This window comes from Sphingobacterium sp. SGL-16, assembly GCF_011043515.1.
GTDB lineage: Bacteria > Bacteroidota > Bacteroidia > Sphingobacteriales > Sphingobacteriaceae > Sphingobacterium > Sphingobacterium litopenaei.
In genome coordinates this window covers 24,092-37,785 of the sequence record NZ_JAAKGQ010000026.1, presented here as the reverse complement: position 1 = coordinate 37,785, position 13,694 = coordinate 24,092, and the positions used below count along the sequence as shown (strand labels likewise).

The following is a 13,694-nucleotide window of genomic DNA, read 5'->3' as shown; positions in this document are numbered from 1 at the left end:
CTATTTATGTTTCTTAGTTATTTAACTAATTTATGTTATCTCTAATTATAATTTCTCTTCCTGGCATTTTAGCAGGTAATAAACCTGATTTTAATACTATACGCTGACCACGATCTCCTGTCAAAAATGCTGAAAACCCCATTCCCAACCCTAAATTTGGTTGATAGTTTAATACTTTAACCTCTCTTCTCAAAGGATATTCTCCTGTAGAAAGTGAGGCTTGAGTAGGTTTAACATACGTAGGCGACTGTAATGTGTCGTTTAGCACGCTCAAGATACGAATTTTATCTTTTTTTGTAAAGTGTCTTTCTAAAGATAAATATTGATTATAACTAATTAATCCAATATTTGAAGATCCGTCAGCCACTTCATTCAAAATTGAGTTTGCTTCCCCCTTAACTTCAATAAAATTGTTTGCAATTTTATCTATTTTGCCTACTTCACGAAAATATCGTACGAGACTTGAATTCGGATTATCAATAATCAATTTAGTCCCATCAACCGATTTGCCTCTCATCAAATCTAGAATTGTCTCCGTTTTGATTGTAGAATCTCTATTTACATTAGCTACTAAAGCTACAGCATCATATGCAAATTGATAGATTCGAGGCTTGATAGATCGTTGCTCAAAGGATTTCTTTTCTTCTTCATTCAATTCTCTAGATAATATTATCATGGCAGCTTCTCCTTTTATCAATTCATTAATAGATTGAATCTCGGGTTTAGCCACTAGATTTATCTTCGCGTTGTAATAAGAACTTTCAAAGACCTCTTTTTGTTCTTCGACAATTGGCATTAAGGTTTCATCCACTAATACCGTTATTTCTCCAGATAATATGTCATCCTTTTTATTTTTCTTTTCCCCACTCTTCTCATTACAGGAGATAAAGAAAAGAAAACTTAAAAACACATATATAATCTTATTGAACAAATTCATTACCAATATGATTTACTTAAGAATAAAAAGATTAATCCTTAACATTATTTAACGTATAAAATTGTTTTGCCATAATCTCGCAAATCGCATAAATGAATAGACAATTAGCAAAATACCAAACATATTTTTATACGTTTTATCTATCTCAATTGGAAAATCTTTCCAAAAGATAATTAACAAGCCCAACACGAAATAGAAAAAAAACATGCATAGGCCTAAAATAGACAGAAATCGCTTTGTTGGCGATTTCTGTCTAAATTTGTTATTATCATTCATTTCTGAATTATAACTCATTACATATTTGTTAAGTCCAAACGAATAGGCAGTGAATAAGCTACACGAACTGGACGACCATTTTGGATACCTGGGCTCCATTTTTTAGCCTTTTTCAATACGTTGATCGCAGCTTGTCCTGTTCCGTATGATAAATCACGTGCTACTTTGATATCTGTCAAAGAACCATCTTTCTCCACGACGAAAGTAACTTGCACAGTACCTTTCACACCCGCATCGATAGCAGCTTGTGGATATTGATAATTATCACCGATCCATTTACGAAAAGCATTCAAACCACCTGGTGGCTCAGGTTGAATTTCCACAGATTGGAAGATTTGCTCTCCGTCACCAGTTCCTCCTTCTACACCTTTAGTACTACCAGTTGCAGCACCTGCTACATCTTTTGTACCCCATTTACCTTCAGTTGTGATACTACCACCTTTCATACCTTTCATAGCTACTGGACCGATAAGTTTTTTCTTATCTGTAGCTTCTTCCACTGTCGCTACTTCTTCTTGAACCGCCTTTTCTTTAGGAACTGGCTTAATCTCTGGAAGAGCAACAACATCTAGAGCAGGCTTAGATTCAGCAATTTTAGGTGCTTCCTCTTGTACTGGTGGTTTTTCTTCTTCTTCAGGAAGTTGTTCCGCCAAATCTTCTAATGTCACCTCTTCTGTAAATGCTACTTCCTCTTTTGGAGCATCATTTCCTTTGAAAGGATTCAAATCGAACACTTGGGTAGCACTAAAAACACCCACAACTGCAGCCACGATAGCTAACGCAGTGTTAGTTGCTTTAGGGCCAAGTTTACGAAGCTGGTAGGCTCCATAAGCTTTATTCCTGTTTTCGAAGACAACATCAAGCCACTCACTTTTAAATATATTTAGTTTTTCAAACATAATATTATTTTTTAATGAAACTCTCTATACGACTAGTCGTTGTAAAGATTTTCTTTTTTCAATAGCTCAATTTCGTCGCCCATGATACGGTTAGATATCATGTAACGTTTAATGTCTACAATCTTCATTTCATCCAACGCATCAATAATGTTGCGTGTAACTGATTTTTCACTTGGACGGATTACTACGATAATGTCTTTGCCACCTGCTTGTTGTGGAACAAGTTTCTGCATTTTCATTAATGTTGCACGTAATCCTTCTGCGCTATAATCAATTACTGTAGGACCCTGAAGAGGTTTCTTAACATCACCTTGGTACCATACTAGTTTATCATTTGATCCTAGTACCAATGTAACACTACGGTGCTCATCCACGTCAACATCTGTTTGTTTATCAGTTTCAACGTTTTTGTCAGGCATCGCAACGTCCATTGCTTGTGGTTTATTCAAGGATGTTGTTAACATAAAGAAAGTAATCAATAAGAATGCCAAGTCTACCATGGCTGTAAGATCGACCTTACCACCATTTTTCTTAGATCTTACCTTTCCTCCTTTACCTTGTTTACCGGAGTCTTGATTTAATTCTGCCATTTAAATTTCTTATTATTAATCAGCTTTAAGACCAGTCACGAAACTGAACTTATTTTGTTTCTGATTACGTAATGTCTCAATTATTAAATTCAAGTTTGGAAACTTCTCATCAGCGTCCGATTTGATAGCAACTGTCATCAATTCGATGTCATCAGGATCTTTGCCATCCTCAATTGCTTTATCTTTTAAAATCTTAGCTGAAGCCAAACGTGCCTGTTTTACCCACGAAAATAATTCGTTGGAAGTATTTTGTGTAGAGTCTACAGGGATACCTTTTTGCTTTTCTGCTGTTCTATCAGCTGACTCTGCTGCTAACAATGTTTTCATTGTTTTCATAGAGACACCAAAGTCTTCCAAGTTTTTGAATTTAGCGTATTCTTCTGGAGTGAATTCGATTCCGTAGATACCTGCCATACGTTGAAGTGCTTCTACACGTACATTAGGGTCACTCATTTTGAAGAACACTTTACCTTCATCACCTACTGTAATGATTGCCAAGTTACCATCAGGTAATTTAGCTTGAGAGTATGAAGGAGCCGTATCAACTGTTAAAGTCTCTGGCTGTCTAGCAGTTGCTGTAAGAACGAAGAATGTTAGAAGCAAGAAAGATACGTCACACATCGCCGTCATATCGATCGATGTACTGGCTCTTTTTACTTTTGCTTTACCCATTTCTTTTACTTTTATAAATTAACAACTCTATTCGTTTACTTAATGATGCTTTATTATCTCACTTTCCATAAAAAAGTTGAAATAATTTTTAAAACATCTTATTTGTGGTTCGCAGCGTAAGTTTGTACGATTGAGAAACCAGCCTCGTCGATAGAATAAGTTAATTTGTCAATTTTAGCAGTCAAGATATTGTACATGATGATCGCGAAAGTTGAAGTAGCGATACCTGTAGCTGTATTGATAAGGGCCTCAGAGATACCGTTCGCTAATTTAGCTGAATCTGGAGCACCACCTGTTGCTAATGCTGAGAAGGCCTTGATCATACCAGTTACTGTACCTAATAGACCTGTTAATGTACCGATAGAAACTAATGTAGCTAATACGTTTAAGTTTTTCTCTAACATTGGCATTTCTAATGCTGTAGTTTCTTCGATTTCTTTTTGGATAGCTAAAGCTGATTTTTCAGCGTCTAAACCTGGGTTAGCTTCTACATCTTTGTATTTCAATAAACCAGCTTTGATTACATTTGCAACAGAACCTTTTTGTTTGTCACATTCCGCGATAGCAGTATCGATGCTACCAGTTTTTAATAAAGATTGTACTTTTCTTACAAAGTTACCAACATTACCAGTACCTGAAGCTTTACCAATTACGATGAAACGTTCGATTGAGAAAACCCATACCATTAAGAATAAGCCAAGAAGGACTGGTACGATAGCACCTGCATGGTAAACCATACCTAAATAATTACCTGGTAGTGGTTGATTTTCAGGGTTGTTGTCGATGAAGTTTGAAGGGTTACCCATTACAAATTTGTAAACGATGTAACCGATTACTAAACAAATAACGATTGCTAAACTCGCAAATAAATTACCTGAATTGCCACTTTCTTGTTTTGCTGGGCTAGTAGTTTTTGGTGCGTTTGCCATTTTTACTAAGTTTTAGATTTTTACTGTTGTTTAATTATTATGTTTAATTCTATTAAAATAATGCAAAATTATTGACATCATTCTGACCATTGTCAAAACAAATATACTATTTTGATATAAAATTCAAATTTTTCAATCCTTTTTTATCATTCTTTTTTATGGATAACGATAAGAACGATCATCGCGGCAATCCTATTCTTATGCGTGATTAAAAAATCAATATCCATCTACAGAATATTATGCAATAAAAACTATTTTTTTTTGCATATCCAAATTAATGACTGGCTAACCTTGAAAAATAAGTAACCAAACACTTACTTTTGAATTTCATCAGCTCTAGACTAAGCAAAAGATTTTGAAAATGTAGTTATCCTAATCTAAACGAATAATAAGTCATTTTATTATTACCCACCTACTATTTTAACCTGATATTCAAGACTTTTTAATAAATCGTATATCTTTTGCTTAAAATCTCCCTGTATTAAAATCTCTCCATCTTTGGCACTTCCACCCACTCCACATTTCTGCTTTAATGTTTTAGCTAGTGTTTGCAAATCGTCATCATCCCCCACAAATCCTTCTACGATTGTAACAACTTTGCCTTTTCGTGATTTTTTATCTAATAACACTTTTAGTTTCTGTCTATTAGGAGGTAAAGTTTCTACAGTCTCATGCGAATCGAATTCATATTCAAAATTTGAATCCGTAGAGAAGACTATACCTTCAAATCTTTGTTTTTTCTGCTTAGCCATATTTTTAATTTTAGCAAATTATTTTCAATGCTTTTGGTTTTACTATTATGTTTAAATCATTCGCCATATTGACTGGCTCACCATCCACATGAATTGGTCCAGCATCCAGTCTTTTAATATTTATGTCCTTTCCTGGAATAATCTCCACATATTCTGATTGATCTGCCGAACGATTGAACAAGTGAAACACCATCATGGGTAGAATATACAGCGGAAATTTATGAACGATACACACATCCAAAACTCCATCATTTACAGATGCATTTGGTGCGATGTAAGCATTGTTTCCATATTGTGGCGAATTAGCCACAGAAATCATAAAAGCTTCTCGTTCATACAGTTTCCCGTCTATAGTCAATTCATATTTACACGGTTTGTATTTACTTATTACATTAATGACCGAACGCAAATAACCTATAGGTCCTCGAATGGAGTCGTTGGCAAATCGATCCGATACAGTAGCATCAAAGCCTAATCCCGCTATATTAAAAAAAGGTTTTTCATTAATAATACCACAATCCACATCAACTGTTTCGAAACGATTAAGACGATTAATTGCGGAGGTTTCATTCATTGGGACACCTAAATAAAGTGCAAGGCCATTTCCTGACCCCTCTGGTATGATTCCCATCGGAATTCCACTTCCTACTAAGGCAGATCCTAATTCATTAATGGTTCCATCTCCGCCAACAGCGACGACAGCGTCGTAACCCTCTTCGATAGCCATTTTCCCTAATTCATAAGCATGGTTTGGTCTGGTAGTTTGCTGAAAAGTCGGCTTAAACTTTTGCATATCCAACACCTCCAAAACCTTTTTGTTAAAAGCAGTTTTCTTCTTGCCTCCCGATATAGGATTAATAACGAAAAGTATCTTTTTCTGTTCTTGCATAACTAAAATCAACTGAGTAAATATAGCCTAATTTTCAATAGGAGTAAAAATTAATATAATCCAGATCAAATTTTGGGATAATAATAAAAGTGTTGTAACTTTGCGACCAAATAATAAATGTGGACTGATTTGCATTTTACAAATCTTAAGTAAAAAGGGAGATTGCAACCACGAAAAAAAAGTGCTAAAAACCATTCATTCATTACGTTTTTCCACTTCTATCTTTTCGATAGCACCTCCTATTTATTAGTGTTAAAAACAAAAAAACAAATATGGCATACTTATTTACATCCGAATCCGTATCGGAAGGCCATCCTGACAAAATTGCCGATCAAATTTCAGATGCATTAATTGACAATTTCTTAGCTTGGGACGAAGATTCGCGTGTAGCAATCGAAACTTTAGTTACAACAGGACAAGTAGTATTAGCTGGTGAAGTTAAATCAAAAATTTATCTTGACGTACAGAAAATCACGCGTTCAGTAATCGAGAAGATTGGCTACACAAAGTCAGAATATATGTTTGAGGCAAATTCATGTGGTGTATTATCTGCTATCCATGAACAATCTGCTGATATTAATCAAGGTGTAGACCGTAAAAGCAAGCAAGAACAAGGTGCGGGTGATCAAGGCATTATGTTTGGCTATGCAAGTAACGAGACAGAAAACTATATGCCATTGGCATTAGACCTTTCACACCGCTTATTATATGAATTAGCCGCTTTGAGACGTGAAAATAATGAAATTAAGTATTTACGTCCAGACGCTAAGTCACAAGTAACATTAGAATATAGTGATGACCACAAACCGCAACGTATCGATACTATCGTAATTTCAACGCAGCACGATGAGTTCGATACAGAGCCGAATATGTTGGTAAAAATCACAGAAGACATTAAGAATATCTTGATCCCTCGTGTGAAAGCGCAATTGAAACCAGAATTGCAAGCTTTATTCACAGACAATATCAAATTCCATATCAACCCTACAGGTAAATTCGTAATTGGTGGCCCTCACGGTGATACGGGTTTGACAGGTCGTAAAATCATCGTAGATACTTATGGTGGTAAAGGTGCGCATGGTGGTGGTGCTTTCTCCGGAAAAGATCCATCGAAAGTAGACCGTTCAGCAGCTTACGCTACACGTCATATCGCTAAAAACCTAGTAGCTGCTGGTGTTGCTGACGAAATTTTGGTTCAAATCTCTTACGCTATCGGCGTGAAAGATCCAATGGGTATCTATGTAAATACATATGGTACGAGCAAAGTAAATGCTACCGATGGTGAAATCGCTCAAAAAATCGCCGAATTGTTTGATATGACACCTTACGGCATTGAAACTCGTTTAGGTCTTCGCAACCCGATCTATTCAGAAACCGCAGCTTACGGTCACATGGGTAGAACAAACAAAGTCGTAACAAAGACTTTTGAAAATTCAAATGGCGAAACTAAAACTCTTGACGTGGAATTATTCACTTGGGAAAAATTAGACTACGTCGATAAAATCAAAGAAGCTTTCTATATTTAATAGCAAAGGCGGAATTTTTGAATTCCGCCTTTTTATTTTTATATCAATCCTCTCGCTTTTATTTCCAGATACTTATTTATCGATTTTATGCTTAAATCTTCTGGTGCTGTATAAATCGTTTGCAAGCCATTTCGATTTAGTTCTTGAATTATCAAGCTCTTGTCGTAGACAAACTTTTCTGCTATAATCTTATTATAGATTTCAACTGAAGTTCGGGCTTTCTCTTTAGCCATTTCAATTAATTCCGTATTTTTGAATACAACCACAACGACGATGTGGCTTTTTGCCATCATGCGCAAATAAGACATTTGTCTATTCAAAGCATCTAAGGTTTCGAAATTACTATACAAAAATAGCAACGAACGCTTATTGACATGACGTCGCATAAAAGCATATAGATTTCCAAACTCAGATTCTTCAAAGTTGGTGGTGATTCCATACAACTTATCTGAGATGAGCTTCATTTGCTTATTATTTTTTTCAGGAGGAATATGATTTTCTACTTTACGACCAAACGTCAACATCCCAGCTCTATCCTGTTTTAATATGGCGGCATTGGATAATACTAAGGTCGAATTAATCGCATAATCCAATAATGTCATTTCATTGAAAGGCATACGCATGACGCGACCTATATCGATAAAGGAATATATAGGTTGCGATTTCTCTTCCTGAAATTGATTCACCATCAGGCGATTGTGCTTCGCCGATGCTTTCCAGTTCATATGTTTATATTCATCTCCTTTCACATATTCTCGGATATGGTCAAATTCCATTGTGCTTCCGATTCTACGAATACGCTTCACCCCCATTTCGACCAATCTATCCGTGGTTGCCAAAAGCTGATATTTGCGCATCTGAATAAAAGAAGGATAGCATGGAATTTCTAATGGCTCATCCAAGGCAAACTTTCGTTCGAACAATCCCAAATGACTGACCAGCACATTACATTTCCCAAAAGCATAAACACCTCTCTTTTTGGGATTTAGTGTGTACTCAATTTGTGTCTCTTTGCGAGGCAAAAGCTCTACTTCAAATTCATTCGCTCGGACCTGAAGCTGAATCGGTATTTCTTCCAGTACACGAGCTTTTATATTCGTCGGAAAAGCACTTCTCAAACTTATGACGAAGGGATTTTGGTCACCATTTGATAATTTATCAGGATATTGACGTTTAATCATAAGCTGATGCTTCGGAAGATTTAACATCAACAAATCCCAAAAGCAAACTCCTATAAAAATCCACAGTAAAATAGTAGTAATTATACGTAGAGGCTCTAGGTAGAAAGAAAGCGCAAAACACGCCGCCAAACCTAGCAACACATAAAAGAACCTATTTTTGATATACAGCCTCCGTAAATACTTCATTATCTTGGAATTTCTACACTTTCAACAATCTGCTGTACGATATAAGTAGGTGTAAAGCCTTCCATTTCCTTCTCTGGTGTTAACTGAATACGATGCGATAGAATAGAATCGGCTACATATTTAACATCTTCAGGCGTTACAAAATCACGACCTTGCAGGGCAGCCGAAGCTTTCGAAGCTTCTAAGATAGCGATGGAAGCACGCGGCGAGGCACCTAAGGACAAATAGGGATTCGTGCGTGTTTGCAATATTATCTGTGCGATATATTTCAATAAATCTTCATGAACGAAAACCAATTTAACCAAATGCTGGAAATGGATAATTTCATCTACCGAAATCACTTCTTGAACTAAGGCCTCTTTGTTTTGAGCTTTTTGTTCGTGATGTTCTTTTAAGATTATTAATTCCTGATTAAAATCGGGATAGTTGACATCGATTTTAAACAAAAAACGGTCCAATTGTGCTTCTGGCAAACGATATGTTCCTTCGTGTTCGATAGGATTTTGCGTAGCAAAGACAATAAAAGGACTAGCCATCGGATAGGTCTTTCCATCCACCGTCACCTGTCGCTCGCTCATACATTCAAACAGCGAAGATTGAGTCTTCGCGGGAGCACGGTTGATTTCATCAATCAAGATAACATTACCAAAAATAGGCCCCTTGCGGAACTCAAATTCATTAGATTTTAAATCCAAAATCGTAGAACCTGTAACATCCGAAGGCATTAAATCTGGTGTAAATTGAATCCGCTTGAAAATGCTGCGAATGGATTTTGCAATCAATTTAGCGGTCAAAGTTTTAGCAACGCCAGGCAAACCTTCAATCAGAGAATGTCCGCCAGCCAATATCGCCAGCAGAAGCATATTTATTACTTTATCTTGTCCAATGATGACTTTTTTGACTTCATCACGTACCGCTTCAAATTTACTTTGCAATACGCTTAGGTCTATTCTATTCTCAAAATCAGGTTGATATCTTTCCAAATTTTCTTGTTCCATCATATGAAATTGGCTTTTTGTTTAAAATCTTCAATTTTTTGATTTACTAATTTAACATCCGCGAGTGATGCCTGCTTTTTATTTTTATAATGCCCAATGAGCTGCAAAAGCGATTTGGTTTCTTCCAAATCTACGGTTGACTTTGAAGACAACTGCTTTATAAAACGTTCGTCATCTAGCTTTAAAGTATCCAATTGATAATTGTTCCGAACATCAAAAAGAAAATATTCAATTTTCTTCTGAATGATATTACCTGGATCTCCATTTTCGTAATACAAATTACCTATTGTCTGTGCAAATTCCTTTGACTTATTTGGCTCAGGGGTAATAACAGGAACTGCACGTTGTTCTCTTTTGGATTTGAAAATCATTAACATGACCAGACCAAACAATAATAAATACCACGCTTGCCTAAACCCAGGCTGTTGAAGTATGACTCGCAAAGGCGTCCTAGGTTGCGTCCAATTATAGGCGTAATCGGACAACCATATTTCTTTACTCTTTATAATGTTAAGTGCTTTAGTCACATAATTGTAGCTTTTCTCTTGCAACATATAATAGTTCCCAAAAACCGCAGGAAGCAGGTGTAAATAGATGGAGCCTTTGCCATGTGATACTTTGATAAAATTTGGCAGTGCTCTTCCTCTTGCATTCAAATAGCCTAAAACAGTGGTATTATCTGGGTTAAGTTTAGAAAACACAGGCATATTAGTCACTTTATCCAGATACAGTCGAGCCGTATCTTGACCTAAGGTGTAATACACTGACCGTGGAGTAGGTCTAAACTTTGCATAGTCTAGGAGTTCAAAATATAATCCAAGCGTGTCCAAAAATTCATCGGTAATAGATTTACCGGAGAGAAACACTTCACCTCCATTTTCGACATAGCTGAGAAGACTCTTTGTATCATGCTCATAGATGCTATGAAACTCACTAATGTCAATAATAGCGCGTTGAGTGAATGCTAATGAATCAAAATTGGACAGCAATTCACATGTGGATTCACCAAAATTGGTATACGTACGATCCGTTCCTAAAATGTTCGGTATCTCTTCTCTAAACACATATGTCCCAAAAGGAATTTTATCCCTAAATAGATAAGTTTCACTCCAATCAATCGGTTTTTTGGCACTCGAATCTATGAGAGCAATTCCCAAAAAGACCATCAGCAAAAGTAAAATTCCTAACCAAGAACTTCTTTTCATGACCACCTCCTTTGAAATGCCTTAAATTGGTTCGTAATCTCCTCAAATTTTGCTGCAGTGATGGTAAATTCACCAAACCACACATAGTCGAATAAAGCAGAACATTTTTTGAAATCATTTTTCAACTCGCTCTGCTCAATTTCATCCGTTAGTTCCAGATTTGTTTTGCTTTGATCCCAAACTATGATATTTTTCTTTGCCAAAAGCTGTATATTCAAAAGCTGCTGATAGCGAATCGCTAAAGCGTAATTATTCGATAGTACAGCATTATTTATGTAATTATTGATATCAATTTCCAACAGATTTTTTTCTACAAATTCAACAGTCTGCTCGTCCTCCAGCAGATTTTCTTTGGGATTGATAATAAACTGCTTTCCCGAGAAGAATAATTTGTACAGCAGAAATACGACCAATACCACCCCCAAGACGCCCAATAAGTCATAGAACCATTGTGCAGGACTCACGTTGACATCTGGGAATAAATCGCTAAAGAACTTATTAATCCACTCTTTTATCGAAGACCATACACTCAACTTGTCCGATATGCTTTCTATATATTCGAACTCTTTGCTTTGATAACTGCCTATCATCTCCTCAAAACTCTGTCCATTGGCAACACTTAATGACTCAACTTTGGGAATATTATGATAATAATCTTTTTTCCAATATTCATATTTAGGTGTATTTTGTTCAGGCTCTACTCCTTCTATAATAGCTGTTGTAGAATCCTGCTGAATGGAATAAGACGAAAGAGTGATTAACACGAAGAATAAACAAAACAAGAATTTATACATCTTTGCCTCCCAACTTTTCTATACGTGCAAATACATCTTCCCCAAACTTAAGCTCCTTTGCCGTTTCGTAAATAATGCCGTAACTAATCACAGAGAGCATATAGTACACAATGAATAAAAGGACTACTACAAGACTTCCAAAAGTCGCTATGCCACGTCCCCATTCGGATTCAAAGAAATCATTGTTGAAGCCAATAGCATTATAACTAATGACAAAAATAATCACAAAGGGAATGATTGTAATGATACTTAATAAGGCTTGAAAGATAAAGGAAACAATATAAGAGGCTGTACCGTATTCAAAGATTTTAGTACGGAGCAACGTAAAAGCTCCTCCGAAACAATCAATAAGGTCATAGTAATCTTCTCGGTAAAGCATAAAAGCAGTAAAAAACCACATGCCAATCATAGAAAATAAAATCCCTGTAGCAAATGTTCCTACAATAGGAATAAAAGCTGATAAAAGTGCAGCAATGGCAACAGGCAAAGCTATCAACACCCCTACCACAAGCATTGCCAAAAAGAATCGAAGATAATAGGCTATGCTTGTGCGAAATTGCAGCCACACTTCCTTTGAACCAAAATCGATTTGCTTACGATTACGTAGAAGAATAAAATATTCTATTGTAAATCCAAAAGCAAAAATGGATATCAAAAGGACCAAAAGCCCTAAACTGACAAAGCTAGCGCCGATATTAAAGTAGTCTACGTTGGAGAAATTGGCATTGAATCGCATTTGGGTCGTCAGATAATACCCTATCAACACGACAATACAAATCGGCACAATCAGTAATTTAAACAAGACCGATACTAAATGTCGATTTATTACTTTTAATAAGTTGATAAAATCCTGAACAAATTCTCCCAACTTTCGCTCACGCTTAAATTCGAAGTCTATTTGTCCCATCCGTATTTTAAAGCCATTTGTTTAGGTTTTACGATATATACATACACAATGGATAGCAAAGAAATCGCGATGATAATTAAGCACATCCATACAGACACTTGATAATATCGAGTTACATATCCTTCGAGTGTACCTGCCATTATAAAGAAAGGTATAGTGCTAATTAGTACTTTCGCTGCATGCTTTACCGTACGTTTGAAAGATTCTAGTCTAGTATATGATTTTGGAAAAAGAATACTGTTGCCCATTGCCAGCCCACATCCTCCGGCAATGACAATCACAGAAAGCTCAATGGTACCATGTATCCAAATAGCTGTCATTGCTTCGCTCAGGACATTATATTTAAAGAAAAGATAATGAAAGGTTCCGACCATAATACCATTCATCATCAGAATATACCCTGTGCCTAGGCTGAAAAAAATACCATAAATAAATGCAAAGAAAGCAACTTGCACATTATTAATCGTGATAGCCAGTGCCCCTCCCCAATTCGACCCTTGTTGATACACGCCAGCTGGATTTCCTTCTTTGATATTTTGTACTGTCATATCCACATAATGCGAACCCATGATAAATTTCAAGAAACTCTCTTCATAATGTGCCGAAATAAATCCAATAACATTTGCCAACAGAAAAATCAGCAAAGAGTACACTAATTGCTTTCGAATCTTCCAAATAGATTCAAATATCTCGTAAGTGAAAAAATGACTTAATTTGTTGCTGGAAGATTTTTGGTCTTTATAAATTAATTGATGTGCACGAATGGACAATTCGTTCAAATAATCTTTGGTTTTACTTTGGGGATAGAAAGTCTGTGCGTAAGCTAAATCGTTAGTCAGTTCTATATAATTTGAGGCCAAAATATCAGGGTCAACATTTACAATATTGAGTAAATTATTTTCAATTAACAACCATTTTTCTTTATTTCGTTCTATAAAGGAAGCCTCTCGCAT

At 36.0% G+C, this 13,694-nt stretch carries 14 protein-coding genes; 1 reads left to right on the top strand and 13 read right to left on the bottom strand.

Annotated elements, in window-relative coordinates; genetic code table 11:
• Positions 1-25 precede the first annotated feature (25 nt).
• From G5B32_RS10135 to G5B32_RS10105, 7 genes are all read right to left on the bottom strand, one after another.
• Positions 26-937: a PstS family phosphate ABC transporter substrate-binding protein gene (locus G5B32_RS10135; RefSeq protein WP_165291429.1), complete on the bottom strand. Its 912-nt coding sequence runs from the start codon at positions 935-937 to the stop codon at positions 26-28.
• Between the two features lie 293 nt (positions 938-1,230).
• A complete protein-coding gene (locus G5B32_RS10130) occupies positions 1,231-2,112 on the bottom strand; it encodes an energy transducer TonB (protein WP_165291428.1) in 882 nt (293 codons plus the stop codon).
• A 32-nt stretch (positions 2,113-2,144) separates the two neighbouring features.
• Complete coding sequence (locus G5B32_RS10125; RefSeq protein ID WP_165291427.1) at positions 2,145-2,702, bottom strand: ExbD/TolR family protein; 558 nt, start codon at positions 2,700-2,702, stop codon at positions 2,145-2,147.
• 15 nt (positions 2,703-2,717) lie between these two features.
• Complete coding sequence (locus tag G5B32_RS10120; RefSeq protein WP_165291426.1) at positions 2,718-3,374, bottom strand: ExbD/TolR family protein; 657 nt, start codon at positions 3,372-3,374, stop codon at positions 2,718-2,720.
• Between the two features lie 98 nt (positions 3,375-3,472).
• Entirely contained in the window at positions 3,473-4,303 is an 831-nt protein-coding gene (locus G5B32_RS10115; protein WP_165291425.1) for a MotA/TolQ/ExbB proton channel family protein, read from the bottom strand.
• 404 nt (positions 4,304-4,707) lie between these two features.
• Positions 4,708-5,055, bottom strand: coding sequence for a translation initiation factor (locus G5B32_RS10110; RefSeq protein WP_165291424.1), 348 nt, complete (start codon positions 5,053-5,055; stop codon positions 4,708-4,710).
• 10 nt (positions 5,056-5,065) lie between these two features.
• Positions 5,066-5,944, bottom strand: a complete 879-nt coding sequence (locus G5B32_RS10105) for a diacylglycerol/lipid kinase family protein (protein ID WP_165291423.1) — start codon at positions 5,942-5,944, stop codon at positions 5,066-5,068.
• A gap of 272 nt (positions 5,945-6,216) precedes the next feature.
• Here G5B32_RS10105 and metK point away from each other — a divergent pair, with 272 nt between their 5' ends.
• Positions 6,217-7,470 carry a methionine adenosyltransferase gene (gene metK / locus G5B32_RS10100; RefSeq protein WP_165291422.1) on the top strand — a complete coding sequence of 418 codons (1,254 nt, stop codon included), beginning with the start codon at positions 6,217-6,219 and terminating at the stop codon, positions 7,468-7,470.
• A 38-nt stretch (positions 7,471-7,508) separates the two neighbouring features.
• Here the strand turns inward: metK and G5B32_RS10095 are convergent, their stop codons facing one another.
• The 6 genes from G5B32_RS10095 to G5B32_RS10070 are packed head-to-tail and all read right to left on the bottom strand — an operon-like array spanning position 7,509 to position 13,694.
• Positions 7,509-8,837, bottom strand: a complete 1,329-nt coding sequence (locus G5B32_RS10095) for a DUF58 domain-containing protein (protein WP_165291421.1) — start codon at positions 8,835-8,837, stop codon at positions 7,509-7,511.
• Positions 8,837-9,838: an AAA family ATPase gene (locus G5B32_RS10090; RefSeq protein WP_223815313.1), complete on the bottom strand. Its 1,002-nt coding sequence runs from the start codon at positions 9,836-9,838 to the stop codon at positions 8,837-8,839. The genes G5B32_RS10095 and G5B32_RS10090 overlap by 1 nt, the downstream gene beginning before the upstream one ends.
• Complete coding sequence (locus tag G5B32_RS10085) at positions 9,835-11,040, bottom strand: DUF4350 domain-containing protein (RefSeq protein WP_165291420.1); 1,206 nt, start codon at positions 11,038-11,040, stop codon at positions 9,835-9,837. The genes G5B32_RS10090 and G5B32_RS10085 overlap by 4 nt, the downstream gene beginning before the upstream one ends.
• Complete coding sequence (locus tag G5B32_RS10080; protein WP_165291419.1) at positions 11,037-11,834, bottom strand: hypothetical protein; 798 nt, start codon at positions 11,832-11,834, stop codon at positions 11,037-11,039. Before G5B32_RS10080 ends, G5B32_RS10085 begins: the two co-directional genes overlap by 4 nt.
• On the bottom strand, positions 11,827-12,741 hold the full coding sequence (locus tag G5B32_RS10075; RefSeq protein ID WP_165291418.1) for an ABC transporter permease: 915 nt from the start codon (positions 12,739-12,741) through the stop codon (positions 11,827-11,829). The genes G5B32_RS10080 and G5B32_RS10075 overlap by 8 nt, the downstream gene beginning before the upstream one ends.
• Positions 12,729-13,694, bottom strand: a complete 966-nt coding sequence (locus G5B32_RS10070; RefSeq protein WP_165291417.1) for a stage II sporulation protein M — start codon at positions 13,692-13,694, stop codon at positions 12,729-12,731. The genes G5B32_RS10075 and G5B32_RS10070 overlap by 13 nt, the downstream gene beginning before the upstream one ends.